Below are 20,947 nucleotides of genomic sequence, written 5' to 3' on the forward strand. Positions count from 1 at the left end.
GTGTATGCTTACTGCCAAGCGCAAACCGGGCCGGAATGGGCCACGCTGACGGCCCTCCTGCGCACGGCGGGCGAAGGCGTGCTCGCCGACCTCTGGGCCGGGCCGAGCACCGTACCGCCCACGACGGATACCGACTTTGTGGTGCTGGACATCCACGATTTGCAGGATGCTCCCGAGAACGTCCGCCGAGCGCAGTATCTCAATGTGCTGGGGTATCTCTGGGACTTGGTGCGGGCTGACCGGTCGGAACGCAAACTGCTGGTGGTCGATGAGGCGTGGATGTTGATTGACCCGCAAGCCCCGGAAGCTCTCAAGTTCATGAAATCGCTCAGCAAGCGCATTCGCAAGTACGGCGGGAGCTTCATGGTGGTCACCCAGAACATCGCGGACTTCCTCGCCCCAGCGATTGCCGGCGACGGCGAGCAAGTGCTGACCAACTCGGCGTTCACATTTCTTCTGCGGCAAGGCGGCAAAGACCTCGAAGCGTTGACGGGGTTGTTCTCCCTGTCCGACGCCGAACTGGACAAGCTGTCGAACGCGCGGGTCGGGGAAGGACTGCTCATTGCCGGCAACCAGCGAGCGTGGATCACGATTGATACCGCGCCGCACGAAAGCCAGATCATGTACGGCAAGTAACTCGCCCACCACTAGCCCTGCTCCCTCATGGGAGTGGGGCTTTTTCTTTTGTCAAGGAGGTGTATCTCATGCCGAAAATCCAAATCATCACGGATCGTGGCACCGAACACGCCGGACAAGCCCTCGCCGCCGCGATTCAGCAGCGGATGGGGGTCGAAGTGGGGGTGCGTACCCCGGCGCCTCCGTCTCGGGATGGCGAAAAGCTAGGCCGCCTTCTCGATACCCTGGCTGTGTTGCGCGAAACCGAATCCAAGCTGAGTGCGCAGGCTTTGCGGATCATTAGCGAGCACCCGGAGCTCATCCGGGGTAGCAAAACGCTCTCGCTCGACGAGCGCATCGAAAACACCGTCAGCAACCGCGAAATCGTCCGCGCCACCTACGGCGACAGTCGCCCGATTTACCCCCCGGAACAGATGATTCTGGCGGGCGCGGCCGCCGCCATGGGCGGTGAGCCCCAGCATTTGGGCGCGTTGGTCTACCTGAGCGCTCAGCACGCCTCCGTGACCGAGGGGAGGTTTCGTGACGGGCTGAACCATCCGGAGCAGTCGACCGTTGAACTGGCGCGGCAGATCCAAGCCCGGATCGACCGTCCCACCGAGCGCGGGGAGTCGGAGGACGCCTACGAAGCGGGGGACGACTAATGGCGGAGGAACGCACGCTCGACCAACGCCTACTGGAGGCCGCGGAACGGGAAGGCGGCAAGCGGCTGATTTACTGGCTCATCGGCGGGGGGATCGGGGTGGTCGCCCCGATCCTCCTCATTATCATCGCCGTGGTGGCGGGGTTGAGTTTGCTGGCCGGGATCGGCCAATGGGCTGCCGGTTTCTTCGGCCCGTCGCCCCCAGCGATTGCCACCCCCATGTCGCGGCCCGCCGAATGGCTGAGCGTCATCGCGCAAGATGGTGCCCGCGACGGCGTACCCAATGTGGTGGCGTTGGCGGTCGTACAGGCCGCGTCGGACGGAGAAGCGTATGGCGACCGGTACTACTGCTCCAATCAGCGGAGCGCCGGGGAACCGTGCTCCCAAGCCTACCACCCCGGCGTGTTGGGCATCGGATCCCACAACGTGCGGACGCTCGGCATCGGCTACGGGCTCTTCGGGCTGGGATCGCAATCGGGGCTCATCCCAAAAGGCCAATCGCCGCATGCGGTGGCGTGGAATGTTGCCACCGGGTTGCGGGCTCTGGGGCAGTACCTCACGGGCGACTGGAAATCCGGACTCACGGCCTTTCACGCCGCCGATCAAGCGCCCCCCGGCTGGCAGAGCGCGGGGTATGCGGACCAGATCAAGGGGCTCATTCAGTCGTATGACGCTGGCCCCCATCTCGGGGCGTGGGCGCTCGCCCCATGGAGCCACAAAACGGGGCAGTTTCAGGATCCCGGCCATCAGCCGGAGTGGGTTTTCGTCGTTGGCACAGCGCCAACCGGCGCGACCGGAAGTCATCCGTGGAAGCCGCCCACCGTGAAGCTGGTGAAGAACCCGAAAACGGGGAAGATGCAGCGCCACGTTATTCGGCATCTTCTCCCGTATCAAAATGTGGGATCGCCCGACCAAGTTTGGGGGACGCTGAAATCCGGCAAAAACGTCGGTTTCCGACTCGGCATCAAGGGATCGGGCGTCCCCCGCTGGCCCGGGGCGCTGGTGTGGGGCGGGAAAGTGCCGCTGACCGGACCCGACGCGCTGAAATCCATCACGGCCCGCTGGACGAATGGGGCCATCGATACCATTCCGTGGCCGGAAGCGGTTGGGAGCAGCGGCGGCACCACATGGCACCTACTGACCAATCCCCAGGCGCTGAAAAAGTGGTGGCCGGACATCCAACAGGCCGCACGGCAGGCGGGTTCGGGCATCCCCCGAACAGCCTTTGAAGATGCCATTGGAGCCACGATGCTGCATGAGTCCGGTGGAAATCCCGGCGTGTATGCCAATGGCAACCCCAATGGAGCCTACGGGTTGATGCAAATCGAGCCCGGCACCGCCCGGGGTTTGCCGGGGTACTACCCCGGCGCGCGACACAACCCCCAAGAGAATTTGATTCTCGGGGCGGAGCTACTGGCGGAACTGTATCGCGAAACCGGCAGTTGGCACATGATGGCGGCTACGTACTATGTGGGCTCGCCGCCGAGCGGATGGTATCGGGGGATGCCCTGGAGCGCGGCGCAACGGTTGCTCGACTACGTGCCGGCGGGCGGCAACGTGCAAACGGTCGCGGGGTATGCCGATCAGACGGTGGCGGAGATGACAGTCGTCGCGCAAGAGGCCCCGAAGGGGTAAGCACATCTCGTGATCACTATGAAGGGAGCATTTCGATGACAAAGACCAGCTATTGGATTGTAGGCGGGGTGGTCATTGTTGGTGGAGTGGTGGCGCTGAGCCTTCGCGGCCAGCCTCACCCTACCAGCGCCTCGGTGACAGTCCGGCACCACCGGAAACCGACACCGACGGCACCACCGACACCGACTAAGCCCAAACCGAAAGCACTGCCGATCCCCAAACATGCACCAACCATTCCTACCAGCCAATCGGCCTCGGGGAGCGCGACCGCGAGTTTTGAAACCGTCGTCGGTCACAAGCCGCCAGCACCGCTCCAAGTCGTGACCCTACCGTGGGCCAAGAGCACCGAATGGGCGGTCGAACCGCTAGGCATGAAGATAGGCGGGAATGCGCTGCCTACACTCTGGTTTGGGGATAAGACCAGTTCGGGTCGATGGCACTGGATTCCGACCACCCTGCCCGGTGTGCCGTCGATCCAACTGCCGCCCGCCATTCGACAGAGCCTTCTGATGGCGTACTCGCTGCACTTGGGCGATAGCGGCCCCACCAACACCGTCGGCAACATCCCATGGCAGGGGCTCCAGGGGAAGGTGGGTGATCCGGTCGGCTGGACGCTCACCACCGCCCCCGCCAACGCCAGCCCGCTCTTCCAACCGACCGTGGGGGTGGTGCTCTTCCAACAGAGTTACACTGGGCAGTTCAGCGGCTACTACGGGATGGAGGCCGCGTTTGATGCGCAAAACGCGTCCACTGGACTGCATGGGCTGGTCGGCTTCGTCAGTCGCACCGGATCGCTGGGGAGTATCGTAAAAGTGCCTCCCTATCTGCTATAGGTCGAAAAACGGGACGATGGGATCACCCGGGTCCGCTTTTTGAATAGCCTTAAATCGCCCGGATAAATTGCCAGGACTGGCAACACCTGGCAATCCGGCGCGATCCCAACCCCCCGCCGCCATGGTGGGGGGTTTTTATTGGGAGAGGGGGGATTGAGATGGCAGCATGCGACCAGGATTTGAGCACGATGCGACGGCGTACACGGTGGATTCGCACGATTGGCCTCGCCGATGGCGCGCTCATTTTGGTCGGCGGAGCGCTCGGATTCGCCGTGCCCGCGCTTCGACCGATCGCCAACTGGGTGATGGGCGTCAGCATTCCGGTGAGCGGGCTAATCGCCTACTACGCGATAATGACGTCATAGGTGTCTCTGCCCCGGCCTCACGGTCGGGGCTTACTTTTTGGGGAGGTGACTTTATGCGATGGCTGATGATGGGCTATGCCGAAGACGATGAGCGCGTGAGTGCCGTCGAAGCGGCCGGGCTAACGGTCGACACGGCGGGCGACGCCGACGCCGAAGCATGGCGCACAGCGGCGCGAACCGCCTATGACGGCATTTGGGTGCGATGGCAGGACGCCGACCACAGCGTCCGTCCCTTGGTGCAGTACCGGGCGCAACGCCCGACGACGCGCATTGTGGTGGAGATCCCGGAGGACCTTACACCCCCCAACCCGGAACTGGCTGCCTGGGTCCAGTTGGGGGTGTATGACGTGGTGGTCCCTGACGCCGAGGTGGGGGCTGTGCTCCGTCATCCCGCGACCATTGCGGATGCGCTTCGATGGACGGGCTTTCAGGGATCGACAGCCGGAGAGGATGGTCCCGGGGCCGGGTCGGGTCGACCCACCACCACGGTGGTAGAAGTGGAACGGCGCGTCCCCTTGACCAACCGCCCTGTCTTGGTGGTGGTGGTCGGGACCGTGCCCGGCGCGGGGACAACGACGCTAACCGCTGGGGTAGCTCGATATTTGTCCCAGTGGGGGGCGACGGCACTCGTAGAAGCGGCCCCGCTGCCGGAGCCCCTATATGGCCCCACCCCGCTACAAACGCTGGTCGGCGCGGCGCAAGAGGAAGACCAGGCGACGGAATGGCAGGGGATCACGGTGTTCCCCGAACGCCGGAATCACGCGGTGGATATTGCCGGCGTCGTCTGGTCCCGGCGCTTCGCGTATGTCGTGGTGGATGCCGGAGTTCCGGTGATTCCGCTGAAAGATGTGCGTGAGGCTTGGCAGGCGGCGGATCGGCTGATTGCGGTCCTACCGCCAGTCCGCACTCGATTGACCGGCGCGTGGCCGTGGAGCGCGCTCACCGCGTCGCCCGACGCTCCGCCGCATGAGCGGCCCGGGCCTGATGCCTTTGCCATCATCGGGGGAGCCTCCGACATCGCTCATGCGGCAGTCTGGCCCGCCCCCGTAGTAGCACTGCCAGCAGATTTGACAGCGGAGGCGGCAGCGGGGCCATTGGCGGAGTTGCTGGAAACCGTTCTGCCGGACACCCCGCCCCCGCTGCGCCGACGGCGGATCGTGCAGCGGGCCAAGCAAGCGTTGAAGCCCACCGCCCTGGCCCTCGGGATTTTTATCGGCGGGGTGGTGGCGTGGCATTGGCTCGGCGCACTGCTCCTCAGCGGACCGATCCACCGTCTGGTTCAGCACGTGATGACGAAAGGGGGATAAAACGCATGTTTTACGCAGTCTGGGCCGTTGTAGTGGCCGGCACGGTGTGGGGCGGGTATCGGTGGCGCAAGAAAAAGCCCGCGCCGCAGGCCGCCCTGGAGCCCACCCCAGCAAGTCCTGAAGTGCCAACTGAAGTGCCAACACCAGCGGCAGGGCCCACGGTCGTTGTCCATGCCGCGCCAGGCCCAGCCGCCCGGGCATCGGGAGGGCGGGCCTTGGGGCGCGCCGTGCGGGCGATCCTGGAGGTTTTCGCGACCGCAGGCGACATCGTGTCCACGGTCCTTCGGCTGGCGCTCATTGCTGTCATTTGCGCGGCGATCATCTGGTTGGCTGGCACCCCACTGATTGCGGATCGGCTGCCGAGTGAACTGGCCCACTGGGTGGTCGCCGCGCATGACGCGCTGAGTCACTGGGCGGCCCGAGCCAAATAATCAGAGAAAGGCGGGATTTGTATGTTCCCCGAGCACAATCATCGGTATCGGAAAGCAGCGGCGGACTACACGGGCTTGCCCCTTGACCACCCCGTCGTTGTTCGGCTGGCGGCACAAGCGGCGGTGGCGGCGGATGCCGCCGCGCTCACGTTCTTGCGCGAGCGGGGTCCTCGCCCGGCACCAGCGGAGCGAGATTGGGGAGGTAGTTGATGCTATACCACGCCGTTTGGCTTGCGTTTGACCTCACCCATCTCAACCGCCCGGTTAATCTCTTTTTTGCGGGCATGATGGCGTGGGCGATTTGGCGGGCGGTCCACTTTCGCCGCCGTTAGGTACGATCCTGAATTGACCCCCCGGCCCTCCGCCGGGGGGTTTTTGTGGCGCGGGCCGGCTTTGACAGCCGAACAAAACGGCGGGCATGCTGAACCCGCCCACGGCGAAATGACGTTCCTTGTGGTCTCAAAAGGAGGGGGTTTTGATGGGGAACACGGATGCTACCCAAGCCCAACAAATGCTCGGCGCGTTAGGCGAGGATCTGAGTTGGCGACTGATTAAGGCTGATGAGCAGCATCACCTGAAGGGCGAGGCGGGACACTGGATGGAAAATCCCCGCGCCCCGGGCCAGCGGGCCACCGATCTGCCTCTCGACCGGCTCGACGACCAATTTGCGTGGCATGTGCGCCCGATGCCGAAAGACGGGCCCTACCGGCTCACGATGCTTGATGATGCCACTCAAGAGACCGTGGAGCGCATGACAGCGGAGGGATTGCCCCCGACCGCCGTGGTGGAGACCAGCCCGGGGCGCTTTCAAGTTTGGCACCGCTGGCCATGGCGAATGGACCGAGACCATACCGTTCGGCTGCTCAAGCATCTCCAATCCCATTTCGACACGGATCCCGGAGCCAACGCACCCGGCCACGTGGGGCGACTAGCGGGCACTCGGAACTGGAAGCGGCAGCCGGAAAAAGGGATCGACCGAGCAGGGGCACCGGTATCCCTCGTGATCACGAGTCAGGCCATCACCCGCGATCAAGCCAGCGCGTGGCTGAGTCGTTTTCCTGTCCCCCGGCCTGAACAACACCCCAAGTCCATCACAATCCCTTCGGGGCGGGTGGGAGACTTCGATTTTACCGATTTGCGCTACCAGCGGATGCTGGCGCGGAGCGTGCCCCTGCTCCCCCAGGTGTGGTCGCAGACCTACGCGCAAACGGGGGATGCGAGTCGGGCCGACATGGTGGTGGCGATCCGGGCGGTGTCGCTTCAGCTCGACGACGCCACGATTGAGGGCATTCTCGACCCGCTTGTCCACCAAGACGGTCGCAAAGAGCACAGGACGGATTACACCGAAAACACCGTCGCCAAAGCCCGGGCATTCTCGGGGGTCTCGTCGCCGGGGGTGTGGTCGATGCCCTTCGACGCCGCTCGCCAGTTCCCCTGGCTCGCGGACCGGGACCACGAAACCCGTCGCCCGCAGGCGGCCAACGGCTGGGGCGATGGAGTCCAGCAGCGTGCCCAACAACAACACGCTGCCCCACCGGCGGCGGAAGAGGAAGAAGCCGAAGCGGAGGATGAGGATGAATACGAGGCCGAATAACCGCGCACAGGGGGGGCAGCACACGCTGTCCCCCATCTTTTTTGAGGGAGGAGGTGAGGTCGTGGAATTAGAGATCACGCCGCGCTTTCGCCGGCAATGGACCCGCTTGGCACCGGAGAATCAAAAGCGGGTGGCGCTCGCGTTGGGGAAGTTGCGGTCGGGCCGGGGCCTCCGCAAAAAGCTCACACGGCGCACGGATGTCCGGGAATTGCGCGTATCACGGGACTTGCGACTGCTGTACCGAGGCGTAGGCCCGGACGATATTGTCGTGCTCGGGGTCGGCACTCACGACGCTCTGGACCGGTTGTAAAGACAGGACACCCCAGAAGCGGAGGACACGACAGCCCGCAAAGCCTCTGGGGAGTGGGGTCGGGGGAATTTAGCCCCCGTGCTCGGTTGGCTGTTCCTGAATCGCCCGGATCACACGGGCCACTTCCTCAGGCGACAGCGGCTCCTGCCAACGTTTGCCGGCCGGGTAGGCATTGGAATACACGATACGCTCACGGCGTGGGCCCGCGAACCCGCGCGGGCGGTCAAACGGCGTGTGGTGTCGAATCATGGTGTCACCCCCTTATGGCAATTGGCCCAACAGTTGCCGCAAGGCCGCCCCCGGATTGGTGAGGAGCGCGCCGCCGCCGGGCAGTGGGCCGAATTCCGCAGCCAAATGACTCAGAAGCCACGGATGGACGAGGAAATGCCAGAGTGCCACGAGAATCAACACTTTAAGGCCCCACGCCCCGATGCGAGTACCCACCGTGGTCATGTCGATCCCCTCCTTTTTCGTGGTGGGCTGTCCACCACTTTCTTTCTATTGTAGGGGAGCGGCGTCGCACTTGGCAAAGTTTTCAGTGGCGTTGACGGGTGGGCGGGCCACCCGCAATACTGGAGGGGGAGGGCGTCTATGAAAGATCACAAGGATCGCAAACGCGACCGGCACGCACCCGATAACATGCGCGTGTCGGTTCGCGCCCGGCGCGACTGGATTGCCCGCCTCGACGCGGCAGCGCAAGCGGCCGGGGAGAGTCGGATGGCGTATATCCGGCGGGCGGTGGAGGAGCGGATGGCGCGAGAGGAAGGAGGCGGCGACGCATGAGAGTGGCGCTCTATGCCAGGGTGTCGACGCGCGACAAGGACCAAAACCCCGAAACGCAGTTGATGCGCCTCCGGGACTTTACAGCGGGCCATTCGGATTGGCATATCACAAAGGAATACGTGGACATCGCCAGTGCCAACGATTTGGGCCACCGCACCGCATGGAAGGCGCTCACTGATGACGCCATCAAGCATAAATTTGACGCCGTGCTGGTCTTCAAACTCGACCGGGCCTTCCGCTCGGTGAGGCACATGCACGACACGCTGGCGGTGTGGGATCCGCTCCACATCGGCTTTCTGAGCGCCCAAGAGGGGTTCGACACCACCACCGCCTTGGGACGACTCCTCCTGAACTTGCTGGCCAGTCTCGCCGAATTTGAGTTGGAGATGATTCGGGAGCGGGTGACGGCGGGGATGGACCGGGCGCGGAAGGAGGGGAAGGTCATTGGGCGGCCCAAGTTGGTTGAGGACCCGGAAACTGCTCGACGGCTGAACCAAGCCGTCCGTGCTGTCCAAACCGGGGAGCTCAGCTATCGGAAGGCGGCCACCAAGTATCAAGTAAGTGTTTCCAGTATTCAGCGGGCACGGTCAGGTCACATTGGTCAGCTTCCGGCAGATGCCGGAAACTTCACGTAGTGATGAGATTCCGCTGGTGTAAACTATGTATTAGACTCGCCACAAACCAGATGCCTACAAACATTGGGTGGGAGCCCCGCCGATGGGAGACTTGTGTGCGCGATGAAAGTCAAAAGCCAACATTATGTGCCGCGTGCGTACCTAAAGCGCTTTGCAAATCGCTCGGGAAGAATTCACGTGTTAAACATTCGCACCCTCAAGTCTTTCGAAGCAAATGTCAGCAAAGTTGCCGCTGAAGGCTATTTTTACGACATTCCGAAGGAACTGGTCGAAACATCAGAAGGTTCCTACGACGAACAAGGAATTGAAAAGTTCCTGGCCGAGATTGAAGGGGTTGCGGCCGGAATATTTGGGAGGATTGACCAGACGCTGAAATTGGGTTCCACAGACACCCTGCGGACAAACGCGATAAAGGAAGAGGATAGAGCGGAACTGGCCTTCTACATAACCCTGCAATACTTTCGCACACGGCGTATGAGAGATTTCCTCATCGCCTATGAGGCTGCCGCCATGAAGGAATGGGTGAAATATTGGCGGCCAGATCTTCCAATGGATGACTATGAGTTTGTTCTCCAAAAGAAATACGAGGGGCTACATCATGCCAACACGCTAATGAATGCCGACCTTGTTGGAAAAGTCGCCAACGTTCTGCTCTACTACCCGTGGACTTTCAAGATCAATGCCAGTGACTGCCCATTCTATACCTCTGACCACCCTGTAGTGGTATTTGACCACACGACGAGGAAACTCAAAATGGGCCTGAGCGGGCCAGGGGTAGAGGTGGCCTTGCCTCTAAGTAGTCGACTAATCCTGTCGATCAAAGAACCATGGCTCCTCAAACAAGCTACACTAAGAAGCGCATTCGAGCAATGCTCGCCGACTGAAGTAACAACGTACAACGATTGGCAAATACGTAGTGCCTACCGGTACCTGTTGTGCTCCTCGGCAGATTTCGATCCCGCTTTGCGGGTTTACAAATTGCTCAAGAACCGAGGGAATCCTGTGCGCATTGACAGAAAATCACTTAGATGGAGAATCGCCCGGGATTTTCCTGCTCCCCCGTTCGGCTAACGAAACCGAAATCCCGGTCGGTTGCTCTATAAATGATTCTTGTTTCTCAGCACTATTTCCCTTGGTACTGGCCCACTTAACAAGGGTCGGCGGTGTATCAAAAGGGGAGTTCGCCAGCGAACCCTGAAGTCCGCATTTTCTCGTGATATGATGGCCTTGATTGCGTGTGTTCACAAGGACTTCATTTTGGATACGGCGAATTATGATAAAAACAAAAGTGAAAAGGAAGGGGGTGTTTCGATGAAGCCTATGGTGACAATAGACACCAATTGCCTCATTGCTGTGGAGGAAAAGCGAGCGGAGGCTGATGCGATTAGCCAACTGATGGAATCCCACCGGGAAGGCCAAATACTTTTGCAAATAGTTGCTATTGCAGCGTCAGAAAACCAACCAAGCGGCACAAGCAACCCACGGTTTTCAGAATTTCAAAATCGCTTAAAGCGAATCGATATGGATGGCATTCGTGTTCTAAAGCCGATTGCCCATTGGGGTGTGACATATTGGGATTGGGCATTATGGTCAGACGCTAAGATGTTGAAACTTGAACAAGATATTCACAATATTCTCTTTCCGGCGCAACCATTTGGCCAGGAAGAATTTATTGCACGAGAACGCGAAAGAGTCGGGGAGACCGTAGGGGCTCCCCGAATTGAATCCAAATGGCGCAATCATCTGTGCGATGTTTTGACTATATGGGGGCATATTTGGTACGGTGGAAATTTCTTCGTTACTAGTGACGGGAACTTTCACAAAGTCACGAAAAAAGCACAGCTTGTTGCTTTGGGAGCTGGTCAGATTGTTAGACCACTCGAAATGGCAGCGATGATTTGGCCAAACCAGGACCTCTGTTAACCTTCAGGCAATGGCCGCATAGCTGTTCTCCGACTGAGCTTCCTGCCAACCTCGCAGGAACGTGGAAGCAACACCTTGTCGTGAGGTAGGGGATAAGCGAAGATAAAAAGAGGAGGGCGGCGGAATGCGGGAGTGGCCAAAAGCGCCTTGTTTCGGGTGCGCCCGTCCGTCATTGGAAAATGTCGGGGGACAGAGCTGTTTGTCCGTGCGGAATTGGTAACAAGGATTAGTGAAGGTGAAAGCGTCGAACGGAACTAAAGAAACGTGAATCTGGGTATTCGGAGGAGTTTGTTATGGACACCACCTGCTGGGACGTGTATGATGCGTGCGCCGTAGCGGTGCAACAGGGCCAAACGATTGAAGCGGTGAGTGACCGCGACAAAGAATTTCATTTTCAAAACTGGTTTCAGTCTATCTTGGAAGGAATGAATGTACAGTTCGATGTCCCATCGAGAAATGCATACCCGGACTTTCGGATGGTCGTACCGCCAGAAGGCTACGAGGTTAAAGGGCTTGCTTGGCCGGGGCGCGAAAGGGATTACGATGCAAACAGCCAGGTGCCGTCGGGCTGCCACAATGGGCGCCAGATTTTCTATGTGTTCGGGCGGTATCCGGCTGACTTGTCAGATTATCCCAAGAACCGTGCCGGACACCGTGAATACCCTGTGGTCGACTTAATAATATGCCATGGCGACTTTCTTAACGTCGATCATGATTACGTGCATAAAAATCGCCACGTAAAAGGCTTCGGTAGCTATGGAGATATTATGATCCGGGACCGGAAGATGTACGTAGCGCCAACGCCTTTTGCTCTTACCACGGGGACTACCGGCCTCATGACATTAATTGTCCCTGAGGAATTCGAGCCGAACAGTCGCTTTCGACTCGTTGGTGAATTAGAACGGAGAGAGGCCCAAGAAATCGTTATCGGTTATCATTTTGACTTACGGACGAATGTGATTGAATCAACGCGCATTCCTAACCCGACAGCGGGTGTGTCCCATCGGTTTCGGGCTTACCGTTTAAAGACCCAAGCCGACAAGATTGTCACCATGCAAGATGTCGTAGATCTGGAACCGGAGGTCGATGAATGATGCGCTCTCCGACGGAAGTGGAGACCCAAGCTCGTCGCGCACGTGTTACCCGAAGTGCGTTACAAACAGGGTTTCCCGTTGTTCCTATCAGTCGTCTTGCCGAGCGGGAAAGCTGGCGGAAAGAGGTCAATCGGCCGCTCTACCATATTCACAAGTGGTGGGCGACACGGCTAGGGTCTGTCTTTCGTGCCATCGTGCTCGGAACCTTGGCCGATGAGCGAGTGAACACATGGGATCAATTTTACGAACTCCATAATTTTCACGATAAAGTAGTCCTGGATCCGTTTATGGGCAGTGGCACTACTCTCGGAGAAGCCGCCAAGTTAGGGGCCAACGTGGTCGGTGCTGACATCAACCCGGTGTCGACGTTCCTAGTCCAACAGGCTCTGACTCGTGTGTCGGCTGACGAGTTGCGCCGCGCCCTACACTATTTGGAAGAGACTGTCGCGCCCCAAATTCAAATGTACTATCAAACTCCGGATCGTGTGACCGGAGAGATGGTGCCGGTTCTCTATTACTTTTGGGTTAAGGAAGTCGAGACGCCTACCGGGGAACACATTGCCTTATTTGATCGATATGTTTTCAGTCAACACGCCTATCCCAAGAAGCACCCATCGGCCCAAATTTTGTGCCCAGCCTGTTGGCACGTCTTTGGTGGACGGTACGATCTCACGGCTGTCGTGTGTCCGTCTTGTGATTACGAGTTTAATCCCCAGATAGGGCCAGTGCGCGGGGCCCACGTTGTAGATTCCACCGGTGTTCGGTACCGGATAAAAGACTTATTGCCGAAAGGCCGGCCACCGCGCCACCGCATGTATGCCATGTTAGTGCGTCGGGCCACGGGGGAAAAGTCCTATTGGTCCATTTCTCCGGCGGATGAAGCATTGTATGCGGCAGCTGCACACCGCTTGGAGCAGGAAACGTTGCCTTTACCTACGATGCCCGTCCGGTCAGGACACAATACCGACCAGGCCCGGGGGTATCATTACTATTACTGGCGTGATTTTTTTAATGCCCGTCAGCTTCTTACCCTGGGCCTTCTCCTCAGGGGTATTTTGTCGTATGACGAACTTCAGGTTCAGGAGCAACTGTTATGTCTGTTTTCGAGTACGTTGGAGTTTAACAACATGTTTTGCAGCTTCAAAGGCGAAGGCACCGGCGCGGTGCGACACATGTTTTCGCATCATATTCTCAAACCGGAGCGCACCCCGCTTGAGAATAGCGTGTGGGGTTCAGAGAAGTCTAGCGGTACCTTCATGTCACTTTTCGAATCACGGCTCCTCAAAGCTAAGGCATATCTTGACAATCCATTCGAACTGGCACTGGCGGACGGTGCTGATTCTTCGAGGGGAACCGCACGGGCGACCGTGTCATGTAACCGACCGCTCAACACTACGGTAGTGTCAACGTGGGATGCGCTGCAACGCCAGCCACACTCAGCGTTAGTACTCAACGCTGACTCACGTTGTTTGCCCATTCCGGATCGAAGTGTCGATGCGGTCGTGACTGACCCACCTTATTTTGACTTCGTCCATTACAGTGAGCTCAGCGATTTCTTCTTTGCGTGGCTGGCACCCGTGTTGCGGAATCGGTACCCATATTTTGCCCGCCAAGATTCCTCGGACTCGGGCGAGGTGCAACACGTGGAACCGCTTACGTTTTCGCAACAGTTGGAGGGTGTATTCACAGAGTGTAGGCGCGTCTTGCGGGACGAGGGAGTCATGGCTTTTACGTTCCACCATTCGCGTGCGGATGGGTGGGCGGCTGTCTACCAAGCCGTAATTAACGCGGGGTTTGTTGTTGTGAAAGCCTATCCCGTCCATGGCGAGTTGCGCGGGGCAAGTCCTAAATCGGGAACCAAGGATCCAATTAGTCTTGACGCGGTGCTGGTGTGCGTCAAACGCTCGATGGTCGATTCGGTGGGGACGAGCGAGGGCGCCGTTATGTCAGCTGTTACGGATTACCAGAAGGAGTTGGAATCAGCTGGTATGCAACTGTCGTCGGCGGATCACTTTGTCATTATGGCGTCTCAGTATCTCGTGGATCTTCAGGGCCGCCAGGTCCCTATGGCGACGATAATCACCGAGCTATCGCGGGGGCAGAGTCACATGGCGGGTAGTCTGACAACGAATATCCGGGTGGAATAGAACGCGGATTCGCCTCAGGGTTCGTTCCCTTCTTTCTAACTGAAATTGATGGGTGGGTTCACTTTAAAGGGAGTGAACACAAGTCGACAGCTGGGTCGTGAAGTAAGCGGGGGTAGAAAGATGTCGTGGTTAACCGTTGGTCTGCCGGCGGTGATTGCTGGTGTAGCGGGGATCGCAGGATCACTCGTTCAACGTAAATTTCAACTAGCCGATGACGAGAGGCGGCGTGCAGCACAACGCGAAGACGAGAAACGCCAACGGCAGGAATTAGCGGAGGAACAAATGGCGGAGCGGCGACGCTTGTCCGATGCCGCGTCTCTGCGCTTGCTACATCGCACGCTGCAAGACCTCCGACACCAATTTGAATCCATCGCCCCGGGAATCCGCAATGGCGTTGCCAGCGAAAACGTATTTACACCAGAAGCAGAGTTCTACAAGGCGAGCGAGCAGTTTCGACACGCCGCCATGGGCGTCTGGATTCTCGATGATGACTTACGCGACAAACTTGATCGGCTGTTACAGACGGTGGGAGAGTTCCTCAATGAGACCCATAATCTCGGTGTAACGAAATATTTTGGTCCGGATGGAGCTGGTGGTCGGCGGGAATTCGTTCAACAGGTTACCCAGTATTCCGAGAACCAGAGAGCATTGCTTACTCACTTATTGGACGCCTTCAGAGATTTCGTCAAAGTCATGACGGAACGAGTGGGGCTTTCAGATATCCTATAGGTTGCGATTCTATTGCTTTCCGGAAGCGTTGAGCCATTGAAGGAACTGCTCTTGAGCTTCCGCCTGCGCTGGCGTCTTGGGACCGGCCCCACTCATGGCCTCGCCAAGTAGCACGGCAAGTTGCAGCATTCGCCGCTCTGAGAGGCCCTGCGCCCGCAAGGCCGTGAGCCACGCATCCACGGCCTGCCCGAGTGTCTCGTCGTCTATCGTGTCCCAATCCATCGCACATCACCTTCATGGTTTTTCTCCAGTGTAGTGGGCTGGAGATACCGGAATCCTACCCATCGGTCGACGAGAATCGACACCACTAATGTGAGATGTAGGGCGAATATCGGAAGGAGTTTCCATCTAGGCGGAGAATTATCCAATATCTACTAAAGGAGGCGATCCCGTGCATTCGCTTGTCGATCCGAGTACGTTAAGTCCGGACGAACAGAGTCGCGGCGCAGCTCACCATCCGTCGTGCCCAAAGTGCGGACAAAAGGAACACGTAATGCGAGCAGCACTTCTATTCGAACGGGGGAGCACTGCGGGGGATGGAGGCGCTTTAGCTAGGCGAGAGAAGTATTGGGTGTGCGATAACTCGTCATCGCATGAACAGGTGGCGTGGCGAACCTCTTGATTTGACTGTGGATACCGGTGTTAATCAGGCAACGGGTGGTTCGTTCCAAGCAACTCTACATGCAACATTGAACTATTGCCAAATAGTGGCGAATATAAATCGTCAATGGTATCGCGCTATAACGAAATGGAGGACAAGCCCATGGCCTTGCTGCACTTTTCCGACGTACCAAAGTTTAAGGCGTTGATAAGGATATCGGCTGATCAGCAGTGGGGGCAAGTAGTCTACTACCAAGACTGTGGCTATTGCTATCACACTACCATTGGTTCTGGGATCGGATTAAATGAGGTGGCTTTCGTGGGAACGTTGCCGAAAACCGACGAAACCCAAGAGTTGCTCCGCCAATTGAATGCCCGCGAAATGACGTTCTAGAAGCGGATTGTCAGATCCCAGTCCGGATGGAGAATCGCTGGGGCGGGATTTCTCAGGGGCTTTTTGGGCTTGCAAGGTTCGCCCCGACAAGGATGATGCCCCATCGGGGCGTGCCTGATGATCAGATCCGCCCCGGCACCGACGCGCTGCGCAGCGACCGTGCCGGGCGGCAGAGGGGGGTGCTCTTGTTATCACAAAGAGAGTCCCGGTTGACCGATCAGCAGGACTGCTCCCCACCCAGCGCGAATCCGCACGTAGCCCATAAAGGCAGACTAAAACGTGTGGAAGAAAACCACGCCGGCGAAACAAGGATCTTTGGCCATTAGATGACGGGATTGGAATTCCGTGAAACAGCCCCATGGTTTCGGTTCAGAAAGACGGGGGGGGGATGGTGTTGTCCAGCAATGATTATGGAATGCCGCCTGAAGATCAAGCAATTCCGACCGTCCAAGCATTAATACGTCGCTCAAAAACGATACGACGAAGTGCTCTACAATTACGCGAGGATGACCTCCGAACCGCCTTCTTTCTTGCGACGATTGCCTTGGAAGAAGTAATGCAGGGTTATTTAGTTTGGTCCTATGGGATTGGACTCGGCACTAGAGACCAGATTATTCAGCTCATGAACACAGACAGCAGACACAAGGTGCGGCAGCGACTGGCGATTGGGTTGCTTACACTACTGGAGGTCACTAAACCGACAATGCGCAAAATCACACACAAGAAAACGCATTATGAAGCCGTTCGTTTAGCGGGCAAAACGGTTAGTGAGGTTTTCGCACATCACCGCGAAGACCTAACTATGGACAAGCTTGGGGAATGGGACACCTTGAAGATGCAGTGTATGTATGTAGACTGGATTGCTGATAAGGGGCTTATTGATATGCCGGTGATTCAGGAGGACCTCGATACCGTGATGAATGCTGTAAATCGATTGCTAAATCAGCTAATGTTATTTATGAGTAGGGATGCACGGAGAAGAATTAGTCGCCATCGCCAAGAGTTTCAGCAGATTATTCAAGATCTCAGACTGACGTATGCTCTGAATTAGGTCCACGGTTAACCCAAACGTCGCACCCTATGCAAGTTGCACTAGTTGCCGGCAGGACTTCGGCCCTCCTACAGCGAACTCTACGCATGGTGATGAGAACCCCATGCCCACGCATATTAAAGACCCCTATGCCGTCGAACCCCGCCGCTTGCCGTCCGGACGCTGGAAGGGCCGGGTGGTCCGCTACGACCTGGAGACAGGGAAACGGCACGAACTGACCCAGACCTTCGACACCAAACGCGAAGCGAAACAGTGGGCCGAAACCGAAGCGTCCCGGTATCGCGAGGATCCCAACCGGAAGCCGCCGAGTGAGGAAACACTTGCCTCGTTTTTTAAGAAGTGGCTGGAGACCACGGCGTCGGGACGGGTCCGGGATACCACGCTGCTCACCTATCAGCGGTATGCGGCGCCGTTGTTGGACGCGATGGGGTCACGGCCTCTCAAATCCCTAACTCCGGGAGACTTCCGGGGGTTGTATGCGGACATGCTAAAAGCTGGCAAAGCGACCAGTACGGTTCACCATACGCATGTCGTCGCGCATAGTGCACTCGATGAGGCGGTCAACTGGGGATTGCTCCCCTTTAATCCGACCGACCGCGTGAAACCGCCCCGTGTTGTGTCCCCCGAATTTGTGCCGCCAACGGTTGAGGAATCACAAGATTTGCTGGCCGCCGCTGAAACGGATCGCTTGAAGGCGCTCTGGTGGTTTATCGCGTTGACCGGGTGTCGGCGGGGTGAAGCCATTGCATTGAAGTGGACGGACATCGACTGCAGTCAGCGTACCGCGCTGATCCAACGGACGGCAGCCGAATTCAACACGCTGCTGACGGTCCACGACACCAAGACCGCCAAGGGCCGCCGAACGCTTGCCCTCTCGCCCTATTTGCTGAATATCTTGGACGAACACCGGGAGCGGCAAGCGGTCGAACGCGATTTCTTTGGATCGGAGTGGAATCGGGAGGGGTGGGTGTTTCCCAGTGAGCGGGGCAGCATGTTCTGGCCAACCAATGTCAGTGCGCACTGGCGGCGGCTCCGAGACCGGGCTGGCGTTGGAAGGACTATACGTTTGCATGATTTGCGCCATGCCATGGCCACCTCCTGGTTGATCGCTGGCGTCCCGGTGAAAGTCGTGTCCGAGCGGTTGGGTCACGCGAGCATTTCGATTACGTTGCAGATCTACGGGCATGTTTTGCCGAACATGCAGCACGACGCCGCCGAGCAGATGGAGGCCGCGTTTTTAGAAACGGGCCGCAGACGGGCCGCAGAAGACTCCCAAAAACGGGTTCCGAACGACCTCGATGAATCATGACGTTCTCTGACACCGAAAACCCCGTCGGCCGCATGAATAGGGCGTTTAGGAGGATTCATTGAAGGACGTTTTGGGATGATTGATGACTAGAAAAACACTATCGCCTTGGACTTCAAATCCAATGGTCGGCGTTCGACGTCGACGGTGGGTTCGATTCCCACATATCCCCGCCATCCCTTACGTACCAAGGCTTTCCGGGTTTTGGATCGCCGGCTCTTTCCAAGAAAAAACCCTCATATCTGCCAAAAACAGGAAATCCGTCACCACTAGCCGTCACCACGAGAATCTCTGGATTCATTATCCAATGGATAGTGGTCTGCTGGTTAAGACCGTGCGGTCTCATGCACGGGATCGTCCGGTGACGTAGCGGAATTCTCGTTGGAATCGCAGGCCAGAGAGAACTCTGCTTACGCGAAACACTACCATCCGGGTGTCGAGTTCGTCCCAAATGCTGTGGTCATCGGCGGCACAGTGTACCGAACTTTAGGTCAGGACCCGTTGCACGAAGTGGCGGAACTCCCGACGGATCTCGTCATGGGACAACCCTTGACGGGCCGTCAGATAGTCTAGCAAATCGATGCGGGTGGTATTCAACAGCGCATGCGCCGTGAACGGGACGTGGGGCCGGGGTATCAACTCGCCCAGCAACTGCTCCAGCCGCTCTTCAATCCAGGCGTGGCGGACCGAGACAAAAGGTCCGGTGCCCTCGGCTTTGGGGGTGATGGCTTCCACCGCGTGTGTGAGCGTCCGGTTGGCCAGCTTGAGTGCGACAATGGCCTCAAGGATTGCGGGGACGCGCTCCGCCGGCGGTGTGGCGGGTCCCAATGGGGGAGGACCGGCGTCGATCGCGTCGGCCAGCTTATCCACTTGAGCGTCAAACACCGCCCGCAGCAACGACGCGCGGTCCCCGAAGCGGCGGAACAGCGTGCCTTTGCCCACCGCTGCGGCTTTCGCCACCGCGTCCATGGTGAGCACAGCGGGGTCTTGGTTTGCGGCGAAGAGGGCTAAGGCCGCATCGAGGATTGCCTGACGATTCCGGGCCGCATCAGCCCGTTCCCTGGTCTTGCGCATCATCTCACCTTGACAAACGGACCGTCAGTCCGCATTTTAACTTCAGAAGCATCCGTTGCGTTCATCTTACGACGTTGGAGGAGAGTACCCATGTCAGACTTGCCAAACCATGATTTCGTGGCGCCCGAGCCATCGGCATCCACAGGCGCTGCGGAACTATTCGAACGCGTCCTCGAAGGATTCCGCGTGGGTGATCCGCAACCGTGGATCGACCTCCTGGCGGACGATGCCGTGCTCGAAATCCCCTTCGCCCCCCCGGGCCGGCCCCAACGAATTGATGGGAAGCGTCACATCATCCAATACCTCCACACCTATGCCGACCGCATCACGATCACGCAGTTCACGGACGTTCAGATCCATCGCCTGATCGATCCGAACAGTGTCGTCGCGGAGATGACCGCACACGGCATGGTGCGAGCGACCGGCGAGACCTATGACATGCGCTATGTGGTAGTGGTTCGAACCACCGAAGGCCGCATCCGGCTCTACCGCGACTATTGGAATCCCCTGACGGCACTGGGGACTGAGGCCTTGGAACCAACCGAATGATGCCAAGGCACGGTAGGGACGCAACCCCCTGGCAGTGTACCATGTTCGCCCCACGCATTAAACAGGAGGAATTCTGATGACCATTCACCCGCTGATTCTGGTCACCGATGCCACCGGTAATACGGGCTCTGTGGACTTGTGTCAAGTCCATGGACACTCGAAACTCGCCGCAATGTCAAACTCATGGTACCCGTTCCATCCTTTGGAGCGAGGCGGGATTATCGATGTCCGCCGCCGCTCCGTCAAGGCTCCCCCACGGGGCGGCTGACGCCGGCCTTGACCGACCGCCCCGGACATCAGGGCCTGTGGCTCGCCTCCAAAGATGGGGGGGAGGCCAGTCCCGCGGTCAAGACCGCGTGCGGGGTCCGGTAGCCCAACGCACTATGCACCCGTTGCCGATTATACCAGATTTCAATGTACTCGAAAATCGCCTGTTGCGCCGCCGCCCGCGTGGGCCAGCGATCGAGATAAATCAGTTCTTTCTTGAGCAGACTATGCCAGGACTCGATACAGGCATTGTCCCAACAGTTACCCTTACGGCTCATACTGGCCGTCATGTGCTCCGCCGAGAGCCGGTCCCGATAGGCCTGGGCCGCATACTGACTCCCCCGATCCGAGTGATGGAGCACGCCCTCGGGGGGCTGATACCGGGCCACCGCCTGATCGAACGCCTGAATGGCGAGGTCTTGCGTCATGCGGTCACTCATGGCCCACCCGACGATCTGACGGCTATACAAGTCCTCCACACTGGCCACATAGAGCCATCCCTCGTCGGTCGCGACAGAGGTAATGTCCGTCATCCACACCTGATGGGGCCGCTCGGCGACAAACTGGCGATTCAGGAGATTGTCGGCGACCGGGTGGGCATGCCGGGAGTGGGTCGTCGCCTTATACTTGCGCACCACGCGAGA

Annotated in this window: 28 protein-coding genes; 23 read left to right on the forward strand and 5 right to left on the reverse strand. The window is 58.6% G+C overall.

The features are described from left to right. The 11 genes from HIJ39_RS15380 to HIJ39_RS15425 form a co-directional block, all read left to right on the forward strand. Positions 1-636: TraG/VirB4 family ATPase (locus HIJ39_RS15380; RefSeq protein ID WP_476718344.1), on the forward strand; the 636-nt coding region annotated here is incomplete at its 5' end. A 68-nt stretch (positions 637-704) separates the two neighbouring features. Then, positions 705-1,277: a hypothetical protein gene (locus HIJ39_RS15385; protein WP_169101249.1), complete on the forward strand. Its 573-nt coding sequence runs from the start codon at positions 705-707 to the stop codon at positions 1,275-1,277. Beyond that, entirely contained in the window at positions 1,277-2,911 is a 1,635-nt protein-coding gene (locus HIJ39_RS24250; protein WP_243239748.1) for a transglycosylase SLT domain-containing protein, read from the forward strand. Before HIJ39_RS15385 ends, HIJ39_RS24250 begins: the two co-directional genes overlap by 1 nt. Positions 2,912-2,946: 35 nt before the next feature. Continuing rightward, a complete protein-coding gene (locus HIJ39_RS15395; RefSeq protein ID WP_169101248.1) occupies positions 2,947-3,744 on the forward strand; it encodes a hypothetical protein in 798 nt (265 codons plus the stop codon). 158 nt (positions 3,745-3,902) lie between these two features. Continuing rightward, positions 3,903-4,109, forward strand: a complete 207-nt coding sequence (locus tag HIJ39_RS15400; protein WP_169101250.1) for a hypothetical protein — start codon at positions 3,903-3,905, stop codon at positions 4,107-4,109. A gap of 53 nt (positions 4,110-4,162) precedes the next feature. Continuing rightward, positions 4,163-5,416, forward strand: coding sequence for a hypothetical protein (locus tag HIJ39_RS15405; RefSeq protein ID WP_169101251.1), 1,254 nt, complete (start codon positions 4,163-4,165; stop codon positions 5,414-5,416). A gap of 5 nt (positions 5,417-5,421) precedes the next feature. After that, positions 5,422-5,847: a hypothetical protein gene (locus HIJ39_RS15410; protein ID WP_169101252.1), complete on the forward strand. Its 426-nt coding sequence runs from the start codon at positions 5,422-5,424 to the stop codon at positions 5,845-5,847. Between the two features lie 21 nt (positions 5,848-5,868). Next, the gene (locus HIJ39_RS15415) at positions 5,869-6,057 is read left to right on the forward strand and encodes a hypothetical protein (RefSeq protein ID WP_169101253.1); all 189 of its coding nucleotides are present in this window, start codon (positions 5,869-5,871) and stop codon (positions 6,055-6,057) included. After that, on the forward strand, positions 6,057-6,179 hold the full coding sequence (locus HIJ39_RS24665) for a hypothetical protein (protein WP_275107350.1): 123 nt from the start codon (positions 6,057-6,059) through the stop codon (positions 6,177-6,179). The genes HIJ39_RS15415 and HIJ39_RS24665 overlap by 1 nt, the downstream gene beginning before the upstream one ends. A gap of 146 nt (positions 6,180-6,325) precedes the next feature. After that, a complete protein-coding gene (locus HIJ39_RS15420) occupies positions 6,326-7,441 on the forward strand; it encodes a DNA-primase RepB domain-containing protein (protein WP_169101254.1) in 1,116 nt (371 codons plus the stop codon). A 61-nt stretch (positions 7,442-7,502) separates the two neighbouring features. Then, positions 7,503-7,751, forward strand: coding sequence for a type II toxin-antitoxin system RelE/ParE family toxin (locus tag HIJ39_RS15425; RefSeq protein ID WP_169101255.1), 249 nt, complete (start codon positions 7,503-7,505; stop codon positions 7,749-7,751). A gap of 69 nt (positions 7,752-7,820) precedes the next feature. On the opposite strand, the gene HIJ39_RS15430 is transcribed toward HIJ39_RS15425, so the two are convergent. Further along, positions 7,821-8,000: a hypothetical protein gene (locus HIJ39_RS15430; protein ID WP_169101257.1), complete on the reverse strand. Its 180-nt coding sequence runs from the start codon at positions 7,998-8,000 to the stop codon at positions 7,821-7,823. 12 nt (positions 8,001-8,012) lie between these two features. After that, positions 8,013-8,204, reverse strand: coding sequence for a hypothetical protein (locus HIJ39_RS15435; protein ID WP_169101258.1), 192 nt, complete (start codon positions 8,202-8,204; stop codon positions 8,013-8,015). Between the two features lie 138 nt (positions 8,205-8,342). On the opposite strand from HIJ39_RS15435, the gene HIJ39_RS15440 reads away from it, so the two are divergent. The 7 genes from HIJ39_RS15440 (at position 8,343) to HIJ39_RS15470 (ending at position 15,062) form a co-directional block, all read left to right on the forward strand. Continuing rightward, complete coding sequence (locus HIJ39_RS15440) at positions 8,343-8,534, forward strand: hypothetical protein (RefSeq protein ID WP_169101259.1); 192 nt, start codon at positions 8,343-8,345, stop codon at positions 8,532-8,534. Continuing rightward, complete coding sequence (locus tag HIJ39_RS15445; protein ID WP_207711713.1) at positions 8,531-9,169, forward strand: recombinase family protein; 639 nt, start codon at positions 8,531-8,533, stop codon at positions 9,167-9,169. Before HIJ39_RS15440 ends, HIJ39_RS15445 begins: the two co-directional genes overlap by 4 nt. 102 nt (positions 9,170-9,271) lie before the next feature. Next, positions 9,272-10,240, forward strand: coding sequence for a DUF4238 domain-containing protein (locus HIJ39_RS15450; RefSeq protein ID WP_169101260.1), 969 nt, complete (start codon positions 9,272-9,274; stop codon positions 10,238-10,240). 240 nt (positions 10,241-10,480) lie between these two features. Beyond that, on the forward strand, positions 10,481-11,092 hold the full coding sequence (locus tag HIJ39_RS15455; RefSeq protein ID WP_169101261.1) for a hypothetical protein: 612 nt from the start codon (positions 10,481-10,483) through the stop codon (positions 11,090-11,092). Between the two features lie 293 nt (positions 11,093-11,385). Further along, on the forward strand, positions 11,386-12,186 hold the full coding sequence (locus HIJ39_RS15460) for a hypothetical protein (protein WP_169101262.1): 801 nt from the start codon (positions 11,386-11,388) through the stop codon (positions 12,184-12,186). After that, entirely contained in the window at positions 12,183-14,333 is a 2,151-nt protein-coding gene (locus tag HIJ39_RS15465) for a DNA methyltransferase (protein WP_207711714.1), read from the forward strand. The genes HIJ39_RS15460 and HIJ39_RS15465 overlap by 4 nt, the downstream gene beginning before the upstream one ends. A gap of 120 nt (positions 14,334-14,453) precedes the next feature. Continuing rightward, positions 14,454-15,062 carry a hypothetical protein gene (locus tag HIJ39_RS15470; protein WP_169101263.1) on the forward strand — a complete coding sequence of 203 codons (609 nt, stop codon included), beginning with the start codon at positions 14,454-14,456 and terminating at the stop codon, positions 15,060-15,062. Positions 15,063-15,071: 9 nt separating this feature from the next. On the opposite strand, the gene HIJ39_RS15475 is transcribed toward HIJ39_RS15470, so the two are convergent. Continuing rightward, positions 15,072-15,284 (reverse strand): hypothetical protein, encoded by a 213-nt coding sequence (locus tag HIJ39_RS15475; protein ID WP_169101264.1) that lies wholly within the window; start codon positions 15,282-15,284, stop codon positions 15,072-15,074. A 541-nt stretch (positions 15,285-15,825) separates the two neighbouring features. Between HIJ39_RS15475 and HIJ39_RS15480 the strand changes: the two genes are divergently transcribed. From HIJ39_RS15480 to HIJ39_RS15490, 3 genes are all read left to right on the forward strand, one after another. Next, positions 15,826-16,056: a hypothetical protein gene (locus tag HIJ39_RS15480; RefSeq protein WP_169101266.1), complete on the forward strand. Its 231-nt coding sequence runs from the start codon at positions 15,826-15,828 to the stop codon at positions 16,054-16,056. A 394-nt stretch (positions 16,057-16,450) separates the two neighbouring features. Next, positions 16,451-17,107, forward strand: coding sequence for a hypothetical protein (locus tag HIJ39_RS15485; protein ID WP_169101268.1), 657 nt, complete (start codon positions 16,451-16,453; stop codon positions 17,105-17,107). A 103-nt stretch (positions 17,108-17,210) separates the two neighbouring features. Then, positions 17,211-18,416 carry a tyrosine-type recombinase/integrase gene (locus HIJ39_RS15490; RefSeq protein ID WP_169101270.1) on the forward strand — a complete coding sequence of 402 codons (1,206 nt, stop codon included), beginning with the start codon at positions 17,211-17,213 and terminating at the stop codon, positions 18,414-18,416. A 483-nt stretch (positions 18,417-18,899) separates the two neighbouring features. On the opposite strand, the gene HIJ39_RS15495 is transcribed toward HIJ39_RS15490, so the two are convergent. Further along, the gene (locus HIJ39_RS15495; protein ID WP_207711715.1) at positions 18,900-19,490 is read right to left on the reverse strand and encodes a TetR family transcriptional regulator; all 591 of its coding nucleotides are present in this window, start codon (positions 19,488-19,490) and stop codon (positions 18,900-18,902) included. Between the two features lie 87 nt (positions 19,491-19,577). Here HIJ39_RS15495 and HIJ39_RS15500 point away from each other — a divergent pair, with 87 nt between their 5' ends. Beyond that, a complete protein-coding gene (locus HIJ39_RS15500) occupies positions 19,578-20,036 on the forward strand; it encodes a nuclear transport factor 2 family protein (RefSeq protein WP_169101272.1) in 459 nt (152 codons plus the stop codon). 76 nt (positions 20,037-20,112) lie between these two features. Then, positions 20,113-20,304 (forward strand): hypothetical protein, encoded by a 192-nt coding sequence (locus HIJ39_RS15505; protein ID WP_169101274.1) that lies wholly within the window; start codon positions 20,113-20,115, stop codon positions 20,302-20,304. Between the two features lie 28 nt (positions 20,305-20,332). Here HIJ39_RS15505 and HIJ39_RS15510 read toward each other — a convergent pair. Further along, the coding region (locus HIJ39_RS15510) for an IS3 family transposase (RefSeq protein WP_243239749.1) at positions 20,333-20,947 on the reverse strand (615 nt) is incomplete at its 5' end.

It is taken from the genome of Sulfobacillus harzensis (assembly GCF_012933365.1).
GTDB classification, from domain to species: domain Bacteria; phylum Bacillota; class Sulfobacillia; order Sulfobacillales; family Sulfobacillaceae; genus Sulfobacillus_B; species Sulfobacillus_B harzensis.

What these genes read in the sequence shown, in the direction of transcription:
- HIJ39_RS15435 (WP_169101258.1), bottom strand. Translation starts at nt 8,204, where the DNA reads ATGACCACGGTGGGTACTCGCATCGGGGCGTGGGGCCTTAAAGTGTTG.
- HIJ39_RS15455 (WP_169101261.1), top strand. Translation starts at nt 10,481, where the DNA reads ATGAAGCCTATGGTGACAATAGACACCAATTGCCTCATTGCTGTGGAG.
- HIJ39_RS15465 (WP_207711714.1), top strand. Translation starts at nt 12,183, where the DNA reads ATGATGCGCTCTCCGACGGAAGTGGAGACCCAAGCTCGTCGCGCACGT.
- HIJ39_RS15460 (WP_169101262.1), top strand. Translation starts at nt 11,386, where the DNA reads ATGGACACCACCTGCTGGGACGTGTATGATGCGTGCGCCGTAGCGGTG.
- HIJ39_RS15505 (WP_169101274.1), top strand. Translation starts at nt 20,113, where the DNA reads ATGACCATTCACCCGCTGATTCTGGTCACCGATGCCACCGGTAATACG.
- HIJ39_RS24250 (WP_243239748.1), top strand. Translation starts at nt 1,277, where the DNA reads ATGGCGGAGGAACGCACGCTCGACCAACGCCTACTGGAGGCCGCGGAA.
- HIJ39_RS15415 (WP_169101253.1), top strand. Translation starts at nt 5,869, where the DNA reads ATGTTCCCCGAGCACAATCATCGGTATCGGAAAGCAGCGGCGGACTAC.
- HIJ39_RS15430 (WP_169101257.1), bottom strand. Translation starts at nt 8,000, where the DNA reads ATGATTCGACACCACACGCCGTTTGACCGCCCGCGCGGGTTCGCGGGC.
- HIJ39_RS15405 (WP_169101251.1), top strand. Translation starts at nt 4,163, where the DNA reads ATGCGATGGCTGATGATGGGCTATGCCGAAGACGATGAGCGCGTGAGT.
- HIJ39_RS15480 (WP_169101266.1), top strand. Translation starts at nt 15,826, where the DNA reads ATGGCCTTGCTGCACTTTTCCGACGTACCAAAGTTTAAGGCGTTGATA.
- HIJ39_RS15395 (WP_169101248.1), top strand. Translation starts at nt 2,947, where the DNA reads ATGACAAAGACCAGCTATTGGATTGTAGGCGGGGTGGTCATTGTTGGT.
- HIJ39_RS15500 (WP_169101272.1), top strand. Translation starts at nt 19,578, where the DNA reads ATGTCAGACTTGCCAAACCATGATTTCGTGGCGCCCGAGCCATCGGCA.
- HIJ39_RS24665 (WP_275107350.1), top strand. Translation starts at nt 6,057, where the DNA reads ATGCTATACCACGCCGTTTGGCTTGCGTTTGACCTCACCCATCTCAAC.
- HIJ39_RS15445 (WP_207711713.1), top strand. Translation starts at nt 8,531, where the DNA reads ATGAGAGTGGCGCTCTATGCCAGGGTGTCGACGCGCGACAAGGACCAA.
- HIJ39_RS15440 (WP_169101259.1), top strand. Translation starts at nt 8,343, where the DNA reads ATGAAAGATCACAAGGATCGCAAACGCGACCGGCACGCACCCGATAAC.
- HIJ39_RS15385 (WP_169101249.1), top strand. Translation starts at nt 705, where the DNA reads ATGCCGAAAATCCAAATCATCACGGATCGTGGCACCGAACACGCCGGA.
- HIJ39_RS15400 (WP_169101250.1), top strand. Translation starts at nt 3,903, where the DNA reads ATGGCAGCATGCGACCAGGATTTGAGCACGATGCGACGGCGTACACGG.
- HIJ39_RS15410 (WP_169101252.1), top strand. Translation starts at nt 5,422, where the DNA reads ATGTTTTACGCAGTCTGGGCCGTTGTAGTGGCCGGCACGGTGTGGGGC.
- HIJ39_RS15470 (WP_169101263.1), top strand. Translation starts at nt 14,454, where the DNA reads ATGTCGTGGTTAACCGTTGGTCTGCCGGCGGTGATTGCTGGTGTAGCG.
- HIJ39_RS15475 (WP_169101264.1), bottom strand. Translation starts at nt 15,284, where the DNA reads ATGGATTGGGACACGATAGACGACGAGACACTCGGGCAGGCCGTGGAT.
- HIJ39_RS15450 (WP_169101260.1), top strand. Translation starts at nt 9,272, where the DNA reads ATGAAAGTCAAAAGCCAACATTATGTGCCGCGTGCGTACCTAAAGCGC.
- HIJ39_RS15420 (WP_169101254.1), top strand. Translation starts at nt 6,326, where the DNA reads ATGGGGAACACGGATGCTACCCAAGCCCAACAAATGCTCGGCGCGTTA.
- HIJ39_RS15490 (WP_169101270.1), top strand. Translation starts at nt 17,211, where the DNA reads ATGCCCACGCATATTAAAGACCCCTATGCCGTCGAACCCCGCCGCTTG.
- HIJ39_RS15495 (WP_207711715.1), bottom strand. Translation starts at nt 19,490, where the DNA reads ATGATGCGCAAGACCAGGGAACGGGCTGATGCGGCCCGGAATCGTCAG.